Source organism: Rathayibacter sp. PhB151 (genome assembly GCF_004366415.1).
Lineage (GTDB): Bacteria > Actinomycetota > Actinomycetes > Actinomycetales > Microbacteriaceae > Rathayibacter > Rathayibacter festucae.
This window is the reverse complement of sequence record NZ_SOEN01000002.1, coordinates 1-17,606: the sequence shown is the minus strand read 5'-3', so window position 1 is coordinate 17,606 and position 17,606 is coordinate 1. Positions and strand designations below refer to the sequence as shown.

Sequence of the window (17,606 nt, the reverse complement as noted above, 5' to 3'; positions counted from 1 at the left end):
GCCCTAGCCCCGGACCGACGCGCATGTTAGCGTGAACACTACCCGCCGGCCCCTCTTCGGCGGCCTGATCCCCCTCACCCAGGAAAGGTCTCGACGATGAGACGACGCTCCCCGGAGCCCCCTGCCACCGCGCCCCGGCGCCGTGCCCGGTCCCTCTTCCTCTCCGCACTCGCGTGCACGAGCGTCGCCCTCGGAGGCGCCCTCGTCCCCGTGACGGCCCAGGCCGCCGACGTGCCGGCGCCCACCGCGCACTACGACATGTCGCACGCCGGCTCCGCACTCCTCGACATCTCCGGCAACGGCCGCAACGCGACGCTGACCGGGCTCACCGACGCCTCCTTCGCAGACGCCGGTGGCGACCAGGTCGCCCGCTTCAAATCCGACGGCTACGCGAGCCTGCCCAAGGGACTGGTCACCGGCACCGACAACGCCTTCGCCGTCGAGTACACGGTGAAGACGCAGACCACCGCCAACCAGTTCGGCTGGGTGATCGGCGACGGCGTCGGCCCCTGGAACACCACCCAGCTCGGCAACCACGTCTTCGTGAACCCGCGGAACCCCGACGGCTCCCCGAGCGGCCAGGTCCTCGCCGGCATCCGCGTGAAGGACAGCGGCAACGGCGAGACCCGGATGCCCTTCGGCGGCACCCTCAACCCCGGCTTCACCACCCTCACCCTCGTCGGCACCGGCACCGGCTCGAGCACCGCGCTGACCCTCTACCGCGACGGCGTGCAGATCTCGACGGTCACCGCCGCGAAGTCGATGGCGAGCATCGTCCCCTCCGGGAGCACGCTCGGCTACCTCGGCCGCTCGCTCTACACCGGCGACCCGCTGCTCACCGCGGACGTCACGGACGTGAAGTTCTGGGACACGGCGCTCACCGCCGACCAGGTCGCGTCGAGCATGCCGACCGCCGCCGCGAAGGCCGCCGCGACCTCGGCGCTGCTGCGCCCCGACATCCTGCCCGTGCTCCTGGCCGGCAACCCTTCGCTGACCGCCGTCTCGACGAACCTGACGCTCCCCGCGACCAGCAGCGGCGTCCCGCTCACCTGGACCTCCTCGAACCCCGCGGTCGTCTCCGGCACCGGAGTCGTCTCGCGCTCGATCGCGCAGGACACCCCGGTCACCCTCACCGCGACCACCGGCCAGGGCGCCGTGCTGACCTTCGACGTCGTCGTGCTCGCCCCGAGCATCAACGACGACCTCGACGCTCTGGTGCTCGCCACCCGCACCACCGAGAACCTGCCGCTCGCGGTCACAGGAGTCAAGAACGGCACCGCCATCACCTGGACCTCGTCCGACCCGGCGCTCGTCACCCCGACCAGCACCTCGTACACCGCCCCGGCGGTCGGCGCGGCCGACCCGTTCCGCGGCGGCGGCGTCGTCACCCGTCCGGCCTACGGCTCGGGCGACAAGCCCGTCACGCTGACCGCGACCGCGACGCTGAACGGCGTCACCGAGACCCGCTCCTTCACCCTCACGGTGGCCGAGCTCGGCCGCGCCGCCCCTGACGCGGGCTACGCCTCGGCGTACTTCAAGTCCGACGGCGACGAGAAGATCTACCAGGCGGCGACCTCCGGCAACGACTTCTTCACCTTCTCCCCGGTCAACGGCGGCAAGGCGGTCATCACCTCGACGACCGACACCAAGGGCCTGCGCGATCCGTTCATCCTCCGCTCGCACAACGGCGACAAGTACTACATGGTCGCCACCGACCTCTGCATCTCCTGCGGCACCGGCTGGGGCGACGCGCAGTCCAAGGGCAGCCTCAAGATCGAGGTCTGGGAGTCGACCGATCTGGTGACGTGGACCCGCACCAACGGCGCCGACACCGGCATCACGGTCAACCAGCCGGCCGCCGGCATGACCTGGGCGCCGGAGGCGTACTGGGACGACGCCCTGCAGTCCTACGTGGTCTTCTTCTCCTCGCGCCTCTACTCCGACGCGACCAAGACCAACAGCGACAAGCTCTACTCCCGCGTCTTCTCGGTGATCACCCGCGACTTCCGCACCTTCACCCAGCCGCCCGCCACCTGGCAGGACACCGGCTACGCGCGGATCGACTCGACGATCACCAAGATCGGCGACTCCTACTACCGCTTCACCAAGAACGAGGAGGGCGGCGCCGCCGGCACCCTCGAGGCCGGGAAGGACATCTTCCTGGAGAAGTCGACGGTGCTCACCGCGCCGACGACCTCGTCGAACTGGAACGCCGACCCGACGAAGACCTGGCAGCTGACCGACACCAACATGACGAAGCTCGAGACCGGTCAGGACGGTGAGGGCCCCGAGATCATCAAGCTGAACGCCGGGGACCCCAACGACACCACCGCGAACGGCGACGGCTACGCCTTCCTCGTCGACAATTACGGCCAGGGCGGCTACAAGGCCTTCGTGACCTCGGGAGCCGCCATCGCCGGCAGCTCGCAGTCGGCCCGCCTCTCGAAGTCGGCCGACTGGAACGTCTCGACCAAGGGCGGCCTCCCGGCCAGCCCGCGGCACGGCGCGTTCGTCAGCGTCCCGCAGACGGTCCTCACCGCGATGAAGAACTGGACCAGCGTCACCGCCGTCGACTCCACCACGACCCTCACCGCCGACGGCCGCACGGTCACGGCGAAGGTCACGGCGGCCGACAAGGGCGACGTCGCCGGCACCGTCACCTTCACCGGCGGCACCTGGAGCTCGACCGTCGCGCTCTCGGGCGGCTCGGCGAGCGCCGTCGTCCCGGCCGGAGTGAGCGGCGTCACCGCCTCCTACAACGGCTACGCCGACGCGCTGGTGCGCACCTCGGCCTCGGCCGCGCTGCCGCTCGACACCCTCGAGCTCGCGCCCGCCGTCTCGACCCGCTGCATCGCCGGCAAGGTCGTGCTCACCGTGACCGTCAAGAACACCGACACCGCAGCGGCCGACATCACCGTCGACTCCGCCTACGGCACGAAGGCGTTCCCCTCGGTCGCCCCGGGCTCCTCCGCCTCGGCCGCGTTCACCACGCGCCTGAAGTCGACCCCCGCCGGCTCGGTCACCGTCACCGGCACCTCCCCCGGCCAGCCGGCCTTCGCCGCCACCCTCCCCTACCAGGCGGCCACCTGCTGACCCCCTGACCCCGAGGGCCCCCCTCCGCGCCCAGCGGACGGGGGCCCTCGTCGTCCCCCTCCGCGAGATGCCACTTGAGTACGCGACACGCCGATGGACGCGTACCGAAGTGGCATCTCGCGATGGCCGTCAGGGCAGGTCGAGGCGGAAGCCGACGCCGCGGAGGGTGGTGATCGTCACCGCCGCGCCGAGCTTGCGGCGGAGCGCGAAGACGTGGACGTCGAGGGTCCGGGTGGAGCCGAACCAGTTGCAGTCCCAGACCTCGTCGATCAGGGCCTCGCGGGTGAGCACCGCCCCCGGGCGCCGGGCCAGGGCCAGCAGCAGGTCGAACTCCTTGGGTGTCAGAGGGAGCTCGGCGCCGTCGAGGTGCACGCGACGGGACGCCGGATCGACGACGACCCGGCCGAGCGACAGGGTCGGCGGCGGGAGGGCGACCGCCGACCGCGCCCCGGCCGCGCCGACCCTCCGGCTCACCGCCCGGATCCGCGCGATCAGCCCTCGGACGCCGAACGGCTTGATCACGCAGTCGTCCGCGCCCACCTCGAGCGCGGCGACGGTGTCGGCCTCGTCGCTCCGCGCGGTGATCACGATGATCGGGACGTCGGACCTGCGGCGCAGCGTCCGGCAGACGTCGAGCCCGTCCATGTCCGGCAGTCCGAGGTCGAGGAGCACGAGGTCCGGAGGACCGGAGTCGAGCGCCTCCCTGCCCGTCCGCGCCCGGACGACGGCGTAGCCGTACTGCTCGAGCACCGCGGTCACGCAGTCGGCGATCACGGGATCGTCCTCCACCAGCAAGATGAGCACGACTCACTGTGCCACGCCGGGCGGGCGAGCCGCTCCGCTGTCACGGCGTGACGGGCTCCTTCGACGAGTGGTGCTCGATGATCTTCCACTCCCCGTCGATCTCCTCGTAGACGAAGGTGAACCGGGCGTGCACGAGCTCCCCGGTCTCCGCGAGCGCGAAGGTGTAGAGGCCGGTGTTCGAGGCGTAGCCGTCGCCGAGATCACGGACGACGCTCTCGTCGATCGTCCCCGTCGGCCGCTTCTTCAGGAAGGCGTCGAAGTAGCCGATGCGCTCGGCCGAGGTGTCGAGGACCCCGGGTGCGACGGTCGGCAGCAGCACCGCGTCGTCCGCGTACAGCGCGTCCACCTGCGCGGGGTCGCCGGTGGTGAGCGCCGCGTTCCACTCGTCGAACAGCCCCCGCACCTCGGCATCGGTGGGCGCGGCGACCGCGGCAGTGGCGGTCGCCGTGGACGCGGCCGGCGCGGGAGCGGCGCTGCACCCGGCGAGCACCAGGAGCAGCGCGGCCGGCGGCGCGAGCACAGCGGCGAGACGGCGGGACGGACGGGCACGAGGAGACGACATGGGATTCCCTTGACGACGAGAGGAGCGGCGGTCCGGCGACGCCGGCACTCCACACTCCGCTCCACCCCGTCAGCGCTCCGTCACCCCTGCATCATGCGCGCGTCACGATCCCCCCCCCCCCTCGCCGTTCGGCAGCGTCGGCCCGAGGAGGACGAGGCATGTCGCGCCTCCGCTGCCGCAGGACGCGCAACGACACAGAAGCGGAATCCGGCCCCACTACGGTGTGGCAACCCGATCGATCGCGCGAGACGCTGCCGCCGGCCCTCACCGGGCCCGGTCCGCCCGGAGCATCCCGCCCCTCCCACCCAGGAGCAGCCATGCCTCGACGCCTCACCCGCCCGACCGCCGTCCTCGCGGCTCTTCTCGCCGTCTGCACCGCCCTTCCCGCGCACGCCGCGACGCCCGGCCCCTCCCCCCTCGACGATCCGCTCGTCGGGGTCAGGATGGAGGAGCTGCGCGTCCTGCCCGCGGACCCGAAGGTCGGACGTCCCGCCGCCGTGTACACGATCGTCGACGACCGGGACATCGCGTTCCCGGTGGCGGCGACGCCGCAGCCGGGTGCCGAGGGGTCGGCGTACGACCTGCGGACGGCGACGCCACTCGCCGCGGTCACCGACGTCGTCAGGGGCCGGACCGCACTCGTGCGCTGCTCGCAGGTGGACGCCGTCCCGGACTCGATCGCGACCGTGTTCGCGAGCCTCTGCCGGGCGGCGAGCGCCGCCGAGATGACCTGGAGGGACGGCCGCTCACTCGGAGTGCCGATCTGGTACGCCCGCGACCTCGACGGGGGTCTGGTCTGCATCACGGGGACGGGAACGGAGTGCCTCACGAGCGAGCCCGGCGTCGATCCGGCGTCGGGTGCCGATCGCTGGCGGGTGTCCGCCGCTCGGTGCAGCTCCGCGGCGGCGGGTTCCCCCCTGCTGCAGGCCTGTGATCGGCTCCGAGCCGCCCTCGACGACTCCGGGCACTGGATCGCGCAGCGAGCGTACGACCGTCAGCACGCGCGGATGGATCGGCTCTTCTCCCTGGGGCTGAACGACGCGAAGCTCGGAGCGGAGGCGGCGCTCCGCGAGAGGATCGCCGCCTTCGAGCCGCGGATCCACCGCGCGATCGCCGAGCGGAGAAGCGCGTGCCAACCGTTCTGGCTGGCCCTCAGTCTCGGCTTGAGCATGGTCTTCTGCACAGCCGCCGGTCACGATGTGGAGACGCTCGAGGCGGAGCGGAACGCCGTCCGGAACGAGTACGGCGCCCGGGTCGCCGAGGCGCAGGCGGCCCTCCGGGCCCGGATGGCGGAGGACTGGCACGAGCTGCACCGCACCTGGGCGGGCGAGGACCCCACCGGCTATGCGGCCCTGCTCCGGGTCGAGAGCAAGGAGCTGTCCGAGTTGAAAGCTTCGGAGGAGGAGTACCGGCGCGCCGCCGACCGTGACGAGGAGACGTTCCGCGAACTGCAGCGGCAGTGGCTCCACGAGCACAGCGCGATCGGGGAGGCGGAGCAGATCCCGCTGATCGGGCCGCTGATCCGGCACATCGAGGAGTACGAGCAGAACCCGAGCGGGACCAACCTCCGCCGCGTGTTCCTCGGAGCACTCGGACCGGCGGGCGAGGCCATCGAGGGCGGGCTGGAGCTCTCCGCCGAGACCGCGCTCAAGACCGGCGAGCAGCGGTTCCTCTCGGACGCGCTGCACGAGATCGGAGGGAAGGACGACTTCGGGACCACGCTCGAGAGCCTCGTCACCGACTTCTCGAAGGACCTCGGCGACGAGGCGGTGGAGGGGGTCCGCGAGAGCGGCCTCTGGAGTGACGCGCCCGGGTCCGACGCTCCGCCCGAGTCGCACTACCAGGACTTCGGGCAGCTCCTCGCCCGGGCTTCGCGGATGATCCCGGAGGCGACTCACAAGTGGCTCCTCGCGAACGGGCCGCTCCGCGACGAGCTGGGGCTCGACGGCACGAAGACCTACCCCGTGGTCGGCGCCACCAGTGCCGATCTGCGCCAGGCCGCCGCGCAGGTCGCCTTCGAGCGCGGGGTGGAGACGGTGTTCACCCATGCGTTCGGCCCGGACTACGAGGAGGTCGCGCGGCAGAACCCCGCGTGGGCGAGCGCGGAGAGCCGGTCGATCACGGCGGAGCTGCTGAAGGTCCTGACGGATTCCGCGTACCTCGAGCAGATCAGTCCGCTCTGGGTCGCCTCCGACACCCTGGGCGACCGGCCCGCCGCCTTCGTCTACGACGACGATCAGAGCGCGATCCTGCTCAACGAGGACCTCGTGAGAATCACCGACGGCTCCGCGAACCCGGACTTCGCCAAGTTCTACCTCGAGGAGCTCGGTCACTCGCTCAACTGGTGGCGTTGCGCCATCTTCGACGTCGAGGTGAAGCGCTGCAAGGGACAGGGCGATGTCGGCGCCCGCTTCCGCGACGCCGTCATGCTGAGCACTCCGCCGTCCGACCCCGGATTCAGCGCCGCGATCGCGAGCCTCCCGGCCCACGACCAGGACAGCTCCGCGACGGTCCTCTTCACCGGCGGCTCGACCGCGCATCTGGAGGGCTGGAGCTCCTACAGCCTCCTCAACTCGCACATCTCCGGGAAGGGCCGCTTCAGCTTCCTCCTGCGGGCCGGGATCGAGCTCTCCTCCAAGTACCCCGGGGTGAGCGACGAGTTCGACCTGGAGATGTCCGTCGGCGCTCCGTCGATGACGAGGAGCGGCAATCCGTGGGTCACCTCTCCGAACGGGCCATGCGAGGTCCGGCAGCTCGCTCTCAAGGAGGACTGCAACGTCCCCACGATGTCGATCGCGTTCTCCTTCCGCGACTCGATCAACTACTCGGTCCTGGGGGCGCCGAAGGTGAAGGACACGGCGTTCGCGAAGGCGGGGGTCAATCTGTCTCCGGCGCTCGTCCGGAAGCACGGCGTCCGGCTCTACTTCCAGCCGAAGGCCGGAGAGCCCGACGCGTGGCGCTTCCTGCCCGGCCACACGATCTACTTCAAGGAGTTCAGCCTGGCCGGTGACGGCAAGGTCGACGGCACGAAGATGCTCGACACGTTCGCCGGCAAGCGGATGCCGGCCCCGCACCGGCTCGACGTCGCCGGGAAGGCGACCGTCGAGGGCAGCTACATCGTGGAGATCGCCACCCGGGAGAAGTCAGCGCTGGACGCCTGGCTCGCCCTCGACGTCTCGAGTGCGCTGCTCGGCTGCGCCGGCGGCTTCGTCTTCGCGATCGTCGCGGAACAGGACCCGATCACGGGCTGCCACGTCGGCTCCGATCTCCTCGAGGGGATCGAGACCGCGGCGGAGGCGGCGGACGGGCGGCTCACCAGCTTCCTGACCTCCAACGCCTCCGTCGCCGTGCCCCTCTCCGTGGAGTACAAGGCCACGCGAGCGGCGGGACGCGCCACCGACCTCCCGGCCGACGTACCGCCGCAGTCCGCAGTGGAGATGTGGGAGGTGGGTCCGCCCCCGGCCGCCGCCGCGCACTCCGCCGAGCAGGTCTCCTCCCTGCGGACGAAGGCGAGCACTGCGCTGAAGAAGATGAAGTCGGTGTCCTTCACCGGCCTGGCCGTGTTCCGCCCCCGCATCAGCTGGACGCTCGGGACGCGCACCCTGCACCTCGGCACCCACTCGCTCCCCACCGCGAACCTCATCGAGTAGCCCGGGCCCCCTCCCCCGCCGCGAGATGCCACTTGTGCACGCGACACGCCGTGAGAAGCGTGCACAAGTGGCATCTCGCGGAGGGGGTCAGCTCGTCGGGGTCAGCAGGTCGGCGTGGTGCACGGCCGCCACGTTGGGGTGCGCGCGCAGGCGGTAGCGCAGCGCGTTCTCGCCGTAGGTCTCGAGGATCGGGCTGTTGGTCGGGTCGACCGAGAGGCCGGACTTCAGCTCCTCGGGCAGCGGCAGCGAGGGCATCGTCGAGTCGAGCGAGGGGTTGAAGAAGAACGGGATCGAGATCCGGTCGGTGCCGATCAGCGGCGAGATCACGCGGTGCAGCGTCGCCTTGAGGTAGCCGCCGGTGGCCAGTTCGAGCATCTCGCCGATGTTGACGACGAACGCCCCGGGCAGCGCCGGCGCCTCGATCCAGGAGCCGTCGTGCTCGACCTGCAGGCCGCCCTTGCCGGGCTCGACCAGCAGCAGGGTCAGCACTCCGCCGTCGCGGTGCGCGCCGACGCCCTGCTTGGGCTCCGGGTCGGAGGTGCCCGGGTAGCGGACGACCTTGACCAGCGAGAACGGCTTCTCGGCGAACGCCTCGTCGAAGACGTCGGCCGGAGCGTCGAGGGCCACGGCCCAGGTGCGCAGCAGACGGATGGCGACAGCGGCGAGCTCCTCGTGCCAGCGCTCGAAGACGGCGCGGAACTCGGGCAGCGACTCCGGCCAGAGGTTCGGTCCCTCGAGGCGCTGGTAGTCCGGGACGTCGGCGCCGGCCGGCACGGTCTCGCGGTCGATGCCGATGTCGACCTGCTCGCGGTAGTCGACGTCGCCGTTGGTCAGCTCGGCACCGAAGCGGGTGTAGCCGCGGAACTGCGGACTGGCCGTGTTCTCGATCGCGAGCTTCTCCTCCTCGGAGAGCTCGAAGAAGCGGCGGGAGACGGCGACCACGTCGTCGAGGAGGTCCTGCGGCACGCCGTGGCCGACGAGGTAGAAGAAGCCCACGTCGTGCGTGGTCTCGCGGAGATCGCGGCGGAACGCGGCGGCTTCCTCCTCTCCCTGGTCGAGGCGGGAGAGGTCGAGGATCGGCAGGGAATCGGTCATGGAGAAAGCCTTGCGCAGTTCGCCTTCTCCGCACCGATTGTTACGACAACTAAATGCGAAGACCCAGCCTGCGTCCGGGGACCGAGGTCTCCGGACGCCGGCTGGGCCCGCGGATGTCGCCGAGTGTTACGGCGTGGGCATGCCGCCGTTCACGTGCAGCGTCTCGCCGACGACGTAGCTCGACTCGGGCGAGGCGAGGAACACGTAGGCCGGAGCGAGCTCCGAGGGCTGGCCCCAACGGCCGAGCGGCGTCTGCGAGCCGACCTCGGGCAGCTTCTCCGGCGGCTGGCCGCCAGCGGTCTGCAGCGGGGTCCAGATCGGACCGGGCGCGACGACGTTCACGCGGATGCCCTTGGGTGCGAGCTGCTGCGAGAGCGCCTTCGAGAACGTGTTGATCGTGGCCTTGGTGGAGGCGTAGTCGACCAGCGTCGGCGACGGCTGGTAGGCCTGGATCGACGAGGTGCTGATGATCGCGGAGCCCGGGGCGAGGTGCGGCACGGCCGCCTTCGTCATCCAGAACATCGCGTAGACGTTGGTCTTGAAGGTCTCGTCGAACTGCTCGTCGGAGATGTCGAGGAAGTCCTCGACCGACTGCTGCTTGCCCGCGTTGTTGACGAGGATGTCGAGGCCGCCGAGGCCCTCGACGGCCTTCGCGACGGCGCCGACGGCGAAGTCGTGGTCGGTGATGTCGCCGGGGATGGCGACGGCGACGCGGCCGGCCTCCTCGATGAGGGCGACGACCTTCTTCGCGTCGGACTCCTCCTCGGGCAGGTAGACGATCGCGACGTCGGCGCCCTCGCGCGCATAGGCGATGGCGACGGCCGCGCCGATGCCGGAGTCGCCACCGGTGATCAGCGCCTTGCGGCCCTCGAGGCGGCCGGAACCGCGGTAGGTCGACTCGCCGCGGTCGGCGAGGTCGTCCATCTTCGAGTCGAGGCCGGAGCCCTCCTGATACTGCTCCTCGGTGTCGATGTCGGCGAACATCTTCGTGGGGTCCTGGAACGTGTACTGGTCGGTCGTGTTCTCGGAAGTCATGTCCTCGACGCTAGGCGCGGGCACGGCGGCAGCGCGCGTGGTTGACAGCTCAGGATCCGCGCGGCAGAGCGGATGCCCAGCCCGCTTCCAGGTTCGACGTCCGCAGACGCGCTGAGAGGCTGACCACGGCCCCCGCTTCCGGGAGAATGGCCCGGTGACCCGCGACGACTCCCCGGCCTTCGACCCCACCGCCCCGCTGCCCGGCTGGCAGCACGCCTACTCCGGCAAGGTGCGCGACCTCTACACCCCCGACGACTCCGACCCGGTGCTCGGCGCCGACCGGATGCTCGTCGTCGCGAGCGACCGGGTCAGCGCCTTCGACACGATCCTCGAGCCCGGCATCCCCGGCAAGGGCGAGCTGCTGACGGAGCTGTCGCTGTGGTGGTTCGGCCAGCTGGCCGACGTGCCCAACCACCTCGTCCCGGGAGAGATCCCCGAGGCCGTGCGCGGCCGCGCCATGCTCGTGAGGACGCTCGACATGTTCCCGATCGAGTGCGTCGTGCGCGGCTACCTCTCCGGCAGCGGCTTCAAGGAGTACCGCGCGACCGGCGCCGTGTCCGGCGTCGCGCTCCCCGAGGGCCTCGACGACGGCGACGTGCTGCCCGAGCCGATCTACACCCCCGCCTGGAAGGCGCCCCAGGGCGAGCACGACGAGAACATCTCGTTCGAGCGGACCGTCGAGCTCGTCGGCGAGGACGCGGCGGAGGCGCTGCGCACCCTCTCGCTGCACGTCTATCGGGAGGCGGCCGCGATCGCGCTGCGCAGCGGCGTCATCCTCGCCGACACCAAGTTCGAGTTCGGCGTGGACCGGGCGACGGGAGTCGTCACCCTCGGCGACGAGGTGCTGACGAGCGACTCCTCGCGCTACTGGGACGCGGTCGACTACGACGCGGGCGTGCGCGGGCAGTCCTTCGACAAGCAGATCGTCCGGGACTGGCTCGCGGACAACTGGGACGGCCAGGGCGAGCCGCCCCGGCTCCCGCACGAGATCGTCGTCCGGACCGCCGGTCGCTACCGCGAGCTGATCGAGCGCCTCACCCGCTGAGCGCGCCGCCCCGCGGGAGCAGGGCCGCGGGCTGCAGGGCCGCGGGCTGCAGGGCCGCGGGCTCAGACCGCGGGCTGCGGTCCGCGCTCGAAGATCCCGGAGAGCCCCTCGAGGATCGCGGCGAAGCGCACCGACTCGGCGTCGGCGACCGAGTCGGTGAGGGTGCGGACCTCGCCGTAGACCCGCTCGTCGGTCTCGCCGAGCGCCTTCTCGGCCCGGCCGGTCAGGCAGAGGATCCGGCCGCGGCCGTCGGAGGGATCGAGCACGCGGTCCACGTAGCCGGCGCGGGAGAGCCTGTCGACGAGGATCGAGACGGCCGCCGTCGTCAGACCGATCGCCCCGGCCAGATCGACCGCGCGGATGATCTCGTTCCGCCCGGCGCCGGCGCCGATCAGACGCAGGGCGGCCAGGTCGGTCGCGCCGATGCCGAGCCGGCGCTCGACGCGCGCGTCGTAGCTCCGCTCCACGGTCCGCAGCCGGGCCAGCAGTGCGAACAGATCCGGTCGATCGTCCATGGGTCGCCCTCCTGACGGCAGGCGCCCCGATCGGGAACTCGCTCCGACCATGCAACCACTTCTCGGCAGCCCGCGGGCGCCCTCCGGGAAACGCAGCACGCGCTGTCCCGGAAACGCACTGCTCGCCGGGCATTTAGCTAACCGATTTAGTCAATAAAGTACGCTGTTCTGTGGTGCGCCCCACTTCGGTGCGCCGGAAACGGCGGAGGAGAGTCGACGATGGGACGCCTGCTGTACGGGGCACCGCCGAGTGCGCACCGGTTCGAGGACCGCACCCTCGCGCACCTGCAGAGCGTGATCACCGCGCGGTTCCGCCGCGGCGAGGGCTTTCTGCTCACCAGCGCGGACGACGACGGGCGACTGTCCGAGCTCTGGCTGCACCCCTCCATCGCCACGCGCTACGAGTACGACGCCGAGGGGCAGCACGAGCTCAATCCGCACTGGCTGCGCGCGCTGACCGCGGCCTCGCACGGCCGGATCGGACTGCACGTCGTTGCGGAGCCCGAGAGCGCTCCCGATCCCCGGGCCAGGAGGATCCTCGCGTGAGCGACCACAACGGCACGCTCTTCCGGCGCGGCGGCACCGTCCGCTTCGTCCGCTGGGTGTCCTCGCGCGACGGGGGCTGGGCTCCGGAGATCATCCAGGGGCGCTACCTCGAGCGCGACGACGCCGGCTGGCTCGTCGACATCGACGGCACGCCCACCCTGCTGACGAAGGACGACTGGGCGGTCTACCGCTGACTCCGCCGACGACACCGGCCGCCGCGTAGTGTGGCGAGAGTGCCTCCCGTCGCCCGCCGCGGCATCACCTCGGCCCCGTTCCTCCTGACCACCGCCGGCACGACCGCGCTCGTCTTCCTCTGCGCGTTCGAGTCGCTCGCGGTGACGACGATCATGCCGATCATCAGCGCCGACCTCGACGGCCGGGCGCTCTACTCGCTCGCCTTCGCGGCCACCCTCGCCGCGGCCGTCGTCGGCATGGTCACGGCGGGCTCGTCGGCGGACCGCCGGGGACCGACCCCGGCGCTGATCACGGCGATCCTGCTCTTCACGCTCGGCCTGATCGCGGCCGGGACGGCCACGTCGATGCCGGTCTTCGTCGGCGCGCGCCTGCTGCAGGGCCTCGGCAGCGGAGGGATCACCGTCACGCTCTACGTGCTCGTCGCCCGGGTCTTCCCCGCCGAGCTGCATCCGCGGATCTTCGGCGCCTTCGCCGCGGCCTGGGTGGTGCCCTCGCTGGTCGGGCCCCTCGCGGCCGGCCTCGTCGCCGAGCTGACCAGCTGGCACTGGGTGTTCCTCGGCGTCGTGGTGCTGGTGGCCGTCGCGAGCGCGGTCATCGCGCCGACGCTGCGCGCGCTCGAGCCGCAGGAGCTGCGGCCCTTCGACCGGAGCGCCATCGGCCGGGTGGTCCGCGCCGTCGTCGTGGCCGCCGCCGTCGTCGTGCTGAGCACGAGCGCCGAGATCGCACCGGAGGCGGCGGGAGTGGTCGCCGCCGTCGCGATCGCGGTGGTGATCCTCGCGGTCCGCGCCCTCCTGCCGGTCGGCACGCTGCGGGCGCGCGGCGTCCTCCCGTCGACGATGCTGCTGCGGGCCCTCGTCGCGGCCGCCTTCTTCGGCACCGAGGTCTACCTCCCGCTGCTGCTCAGCGAGCGGTACGGACTCCCGCCGTGGCTGTCCGGGGTCGCGCTGACCGCCGGCGCCGTCTCCTGGGCGCTGGGCTCGCAGCTGCAGGGCCGGCCGGGCACCCGCCTCTCGCACGGCGGCGCGATGCGGCTCGGAACCGGGCTGCTGCTCGCCGGCATCCTCGTGGTGCTGCTGACCGTCGTGCTCGCGCTGTCCCCGATCGTCGCGGGAGCCGGTTGGTTCCTCGCGGGCGGCGGGATGGGCGCGATGTTCCCGCGGATGGGCACGCTGACCCTCGGCCTCTCGGCGCCGGGGCGCGAGGGCTTCAACAGCTCGGCGCTGCAGATCGCCGACTCGACGGGCGGGTCGGTGTCGCTCGCGCTCACCGGGCTGCTCGCCGCCGCGGTCACCGGTCTGCTCGGGAGCGGCGCCGCCGTCTTCACGGCCACGTTCGCCTACGGCGCGCTGATCGCCGTCGCGGCGGTGGCGCTGGCGCTCCGGCTGAGCGGGCTCCTCCGGCTCGAGGGCCGGGAGGAGCCCGTCGCACGGGATCGGGCGTAGGCCCGGCGCGGGCGCGGGGTCAGCTGTAGAGCGACTCCGGCACGTCGAGTCCGTAGATCGCGCGGCCCGAGCTCCAGATCACCGAGCACGCCGCGCGCAGCAGGTCGGTCTCGTCGGAGCCGGCGTCGACGATCACGACGGAGTCGCCGTCGAGCCGGACCTTCGCCGAGCGGACCGAGTGCGTGCCGTTCCGGGCCACGACGGTCGCCGGGTACGGTGCGTCCAGCTCCCGCAGGTCGGCCAGGATGTAGGTCGGCCGCAGCTTCGGCTCGGCGGCCAGCAGCTGCTTCGCCCGGTCGATGCCGGTCAGGACGAGCACGCTCTCCATGCCGGAGGTGTTCGCCCCGGCGATGTCGGTGTCGAGCCGGTCGCCGATGAACAGCGGATTCGTCGAGCCGAACCGCGCGGTCGCCGCGTCGAAGATCGCGCGCTCCGGCTTGCCGGCGACGACGGGCAGGCGCCCGACCGCGGTGTGCACGGCGGAGACGAGCGTGCCGTTGCCCGGCGCGATGCCGCGGGCGACGGGGATCGTCCAGTCGGTGTTGGTGGCCACCCACGGGATGCCCGTGTGCAGCGCGAACGACGCCTCGGCGAGCTCGGCCCAGCCGACCGACTGCGCGAAGCCCTGGATGACGGCGGCCGGTGAGTCCTCCGCACTGCGGGTGACGGTGAAGCCGGCCCGCTCGACCTCGGTGGTGAGGCCCTCCCCGCCGACGACCAGGACGATCGAGCCGGCCGGGATCAGATCGGCGAGCAGCACGACGGCCGCCTGCGGCGAGGTGACCACGTCCTCCGGGCGCACGGCGAGGCCGAGGTCGGAGAGGTGGCCGGCCACCGAGACGTCGGTGCGCGAGGCGTTGTTGGTGATGTAGCCGACGCGGACCGTCTCCGCCGCGCGGTTCAGGCTCTCGACGGCGAACGGGATCGCGTCGGCGCCCTTGTAGACGACCCCGTCGAGGTCGGCGAGGACGCAGTCGCGCCCGTCCAGCGGGCTGGGCTCAGGCTTCGGGCTTCGGAACATCGGGGCCGTCCTCCTCGGTGTCGGTGGGGGTGGTGGTGGTGTCGTCTGCGGACTCCGCGGCGGTGGACTCAGCGGCGGCGGACTCCGCGTCCGGCTCCTCCGAGGGCTCCTCGGTGGCGGGCTCCTCCATGGCGGTCTCCTCGGCGGCGTCCTCCACCGACAGCGCCTCGGGCGTCGAAGCGGCGAGGGCCTCCTCGAAGTCCGCGTCGGACAGGTCGGCGTCGTCGAGCGCGGCCTGGTGCTCGATGGCGTCCACGGCCGTGGTCTCGGCGGACGCGTCGGAGTCGGCGGGCTCGTCGGTCTCCACCGGTCCGTCGGCGTCGGCGGGCTCGTCGGTCTCGACAGGCTCGTCGATCTCGAGGGGCTGGTCGATCTCGGGAGCGTCCTGCTCGGCGAGCTCGGCCGAATCGGGGTCGAGGCTGTCGTCCTCGTCCTCGTCGTCGATCTCGAGCGAGTCGTCCAGGTCGGTCGCGGCGTCGGCTTCGGGGGCTGCGTCGGCGGCGACCAGGCCCGAGAGCTCGGCGCGGGTGGCGGGCACGTAGTCGCCCTCCTCCTCGACGACCTCGATCGTCTCGTCGTCGCCGCCGCCCTCGGCCGCGAACACGGCGCGCGCGGCGATGTCCGCGCGGCGCTGCCACTCGGCGGCCTCCTCGGCGCGGCCGACCTCCTCGAGAACGAGCGCGTACGCGGCGAAGAGGTCCGGGCTGTAGGAGAAGGCGCGGTCGGGGTCGAGCTGAGGGATCTCGAGCTCCATCAGAGCGAGCTCGCCCTGACCGAGGTCGAGGCGCGCACCGGACATCGCGATCGCGAGCGACACCTGGGCACCGGGGCTCAGCGTGCTGCGATCCACGGAGCGGCCGAGCTCGAGCGCCTTGTCGGGCCGCCCCACTCCGCGCTCGCTGTCGACCATCAGGGGGACCTGCTCGTCCGAGCCGGAGATCCGGCGGTAGGTGCGCAGCTCGCGCAGCGCGAGCGCGAAGTCTCCGGTGGCGTAGGCCGAGATGGCCAGCGACTCGCGGACGACCGCGATCCGGCCGGCCCGGCGCGCGGCGGACAGGACATGGCGGTGCGCCAGCTCCGGGTCCTCCTCGAGCAGACGGCCGGCCATCACCAGGTGGCGCGCGACCCACTCCGCGTTGTCCTTGGACAGCGTGCGCAGCTCGTTGCGAGCGACCTTGTCGAGATCCTTCGCCTGGACATCGTCCGGCAGGTCGGGGTCGTCGTGCCGAGGGCGCACCGACTGGAGGGAGCGACGCTCGCGCTCCTCCTCGGTGAGCTCCGGCTCCTCGCGAGGAGCGCCGCGGCCGGCGTACCCGCCGCCGAATCCGCCAGGGCCGCCCGCGCGATCGCCACCGCCCCGACGGTCGTCGAAGCGCCCACCGCGGGAGTCGCCTTCACGACGCGGACGGGAATCGCCATCACGAGAAGGACGGAAGTCGCCTTCACGACGCGGACGGGAGTCACCATCACGGGAAGGACGGAAGTCGCCCTCACGACGCGGACGGGAATCACTGTCACGAGAAGGACGGAAGTCGCCCTCACGACGAGGACGGGAATCACCGTCACGAGAAGGACGGGAATCGCCTTCGCGGCGAGGACGAGCGTCTCCATCGCGAGAAGGACGGAACTCCCCCTCACGACGAGGACGAGAGTCACCGTCACGGGAAGGACGCGAATCACCGTCACGGCGAGGACGGGAATCGCCATCACGAGAAGGACGGAAGTCGCCTTCACGACGAGGACGGGAGTCACCGTCTCGGGAAGGACGCGCATCGCCGTACCGGGGACGAGAGTCGCCATCACGAGAAGGACGGGAGTCACCCTCACGACGAGGACGGGAATCACCATCCCGCGAGGGACGGGAGTCACCATCACGGCGCGGACGAGAGTCACCATCACGAGAGGGACGGAAGTCGCCCTCACGACGCGGACGGGAGTCTCCGTCACGGGAAGGACGCGCATCGCCGTCGCGACGAGGGCGGGAGTCGGCGTCACGAGAGGGACGGAAGTCGCCGTCGCGGCGCGGACGGGAGTCGCCGCCGGAGTATGGACGCGATTCGCCGTCGCGGCGCGGACGGGAGTCGCCGCCGGAGTATGGACGCGATTCGCCGTCGCGACGAGGACGGGAGTCTCCACCACGGTCCGGTCGTCCGGCTCCGTCACGGCGCGGAGCGTCCGAGCGCGATCCGGAGTCGTTCGAGCGGTACGGACGGGAGTCTCCACCGCGGGTGGGACGATCGCCGTCTCGAGCTCCGCCCCGCGGGGAGGAGGAGCGGTCGCCGCCGGCGGCGCGGGGCGGGCGCTCGTCGCGCCGGTCCTGTCCGCGGTCGTTGCGGTCGGATGCTGCGTCGTCCATGCGTTCCTCGCCTGTCGTGGTGGAGCTCTGTGGAGTTGACCCGCTCGTGAGGACGGGGATCGGCGGCCCGTGAGCCGTCAGCCACCACCCTAACCCGCACCATGGCGGATGCCACGGGGGTCGAGGTGCTGGGTCTTCCGGTTCCGTCTGTGGAACCTCTGGTTAAACAGCGATGGCCACCCATTTCTGGGTGGCCATCGTGAATTGGTGTCCGGCGGTGTCCTACTCTCCCACAGGGTCCCCCCTG

Annotated in this window: 14 protein-coding genes; 6 read left to right on the top strand and 8 right to left on the bottom strand. The window is 71.7% G+C overall.

Going from position 1 to position 17,606, the window contains the following annotated elements:
• The first annotated feature begins 96 nt into the window (after positions 1–96).
• A complete protein-coding gene (locus tag EDF35_RS00340; protein WP_133960408.1) occupies positions 97–3,093 on the top strand; it encodes an immunoglobulin-like domain-containing protein in 2,997 nt (998 codons plus the stop codon).
• Between the two features lie 129 nt (positions 3,094–3,222).
• Here the strand turns inward: EDF35_RS00340 and EDF35_RS00335 are convergent, their stop codons facing one another.
• Together EDF35_RS00335 and EDF35_RS00330 are read right to left on the bottom strand one after the other, a co-directional pair.
• Positions 3,223–3,897 (bottom strand): response regulator transcription factor, encoded by a 675-nt coding sequence (locus tag EDF35_RS00335; protein WP_133960407.1) that lies wholly within the window; start codon positions 3,895–3,897, stop codon positions 3,223–3,225.
• Between the two features lie 40 nt (positions 3,898–3,937).
• Positions 3,938–4,459 (bottom strand): SgcJ/EcaC family oxidoreductase, encoded by a 522-nt coding sequence (locus tag EDF35_RS00330; protein WP_123706633.1) that lies wholly within the window; start codon positions 4,457–4,459, stop codon positions 3,938–3,940.
• Positions 4,460–4,776: 317 nt separating this feature from the next.
• Here EDF35_RS00330 and EDF35_RS00325 point away from each other — a divergent pair, with 317 nt between their 5' ends.
• Complete coding sequence (locus tag EDF35_RS00325) at positions 4,777–8,109, top strand: hypothetical protein (RefSeq protein ID WP_133960406.1); 3,333 nt, start codon at positions 4,777–4,779, stop codon at positions 8,107–8,109.
• Between the two features lie 87 nt (positions 8,110–8,196).
• Here EDF35_RS00325 and EDF35_RS00320 read toward each other — a convergent pair whose 3' ends face one another.
• Positions 8,197–9,204 carry a 2-oxoglutarate and iron-dependent oxygenase domain-containing protein gene (locus EDF35_RS00320; RefSeq protein WP_123706620.1) on the bottom strand — a complete coding sequence of 336 codons (1,008 nt, stop codon included), beginning with the start codon at positions 9,202–9,204 and terminating at the stop codon, positions 8,197–8,199.
• Positions 9,205–9,330: 126 nt separating this feature from the next.
• Positions 9,331–10,239, bottom strand: coding sequence for a glucose 1-dehydrogenase (locus tag EDF35_RS00315; protein WP_123706621.1), 909 nt, complete (start codon positions 10,237–10,239; stop codon positions 9,331–9,333).
• 154 nt (positions 10,240–10,393) lie between these two features.
• Here EDF35_RS00315 and EDF35_RS00310 point away from each other — a divergent pair, with 154 nt between their 5' ends.
• Positions 10,394–11,284: a phosphoribosylaminoimidazolesuccinocarboxamide synthase gene (locus EDF35_RS00310; RefSeq protein ID WP_133960405.1), complete on the top strand. Its 891-nt coding sequence runs from the start codon at positions 10,394–10,396 to the stop codon at positions 11,282–11,284.
• Between the two features lie 62 nt (positions 11,285–11,346).
• On the opposite strand, the gene EDF35_RS00305 is transcribed toward EDF35_RS00310, so the two are convergent.
• On the bottom strand, positions 11,347–11,799 hold the full coding sequence (locus EDF35_RS00305; protein WP_166673967.1) for a MarR family transcriptional regulator: 453 nt from the start codon (positions 11,797–11,799) through the stop codon (positions 11,347–11,349).
• A gap of 219 nt (positions 11,800–12,018) precedes the next feature.
• Between EDF35_RS00305 and EDF35_RS00300 the strand changes: the two genes are divergently transcribed.
• From EDF35_RS00300 to EDF35_RS00290, 3 genes are read left to right on the top strand one after another with little or no spacing between them, the layout of a single operon-like run.
• A complete protein-coding gene (locus EDF35_RS00300; RefSeq protein ID WP_133960403.1) occupies positions 12,019–12,345 on the top strand; it encodes an ATP-dependent DNA ligase in 327 nt (108 codons plus the stop codon).
• Positions 12,342–12,539, top strand: coding sequence for a hypothetical protein (locus EDF35_RS00295; protein WP_123706625.1), 198 nt, complete (start codon positions 12,342–12,344; stop codon positions 12,537–12,539). Before EDF35_RS00300 ends, EDF35_RS00295 begins: the two co-directional genes overlap by 4 nt.
• A gap of 39 nt (positions 12,540–12,578) precedes the next feature.
• On the top strand, positions 12,579–13,982 hold the full coding sequence (locus EDF35_RS00290; RefSeq protein ID WP_243839799.1) for an MFS transporter: 1,404 nt from the start codon (positions 12,579–12,581) through the stop codon (positions 13,980–13,982).
• Between the two features lie 19 nt (positions 13,983–14,001).
• Here the strand turns inward: EDF35_RS00290 and EDF35_RS00285 are convergent, their stop codons facing one another.
• The 3 genes from EDF35_RS00285 to EDF35_RS21090 are packed head-to-tail and all read right to left on the bottom strand — an operon-like array spanning position 14,002 to position 17,166.
• On the bottom strand, positions 14,002–15,003 hold the full coding sequence (locus EDF35_RS00285) for an HAD-IIA family hydrolase (RefSeq protein ID WP_133960402.1): 1,002 nt from the start codon (positions 15,001–15,003) through the stop codon (positions 14,002–14,004).
• On the bottom strand, positions 14,981–16,111 hold the full coding sequence (locus EDF35_RS21095; RefSeq protein WP_243839801.1) for a hypothetical protein: 1,131 nt from the start codon (positions 16,109–16,111) through the stop codon (positions 14,981–14,983). The genes EDF35_RS00285 and EDF35_RS21095 overlap by 23 nt, the downstream gene beginning before the upstream one ends.
• Entirely contained in the window at positions 16,111–17,166 is a 1,056-nt protein-coding gene (locus tag EDF35_RS21090) for a hypothetical protein (RefSeq protein ID WP_243839798.1), read from the bottom strand. The genes EDF35_RS21095 and EDF35_RS21090 overlap by 1 nt, the downstream gene beginning before the upstream one ends.
• Positions 17,167–17,606: the final 440 nt, after the last annotated feature.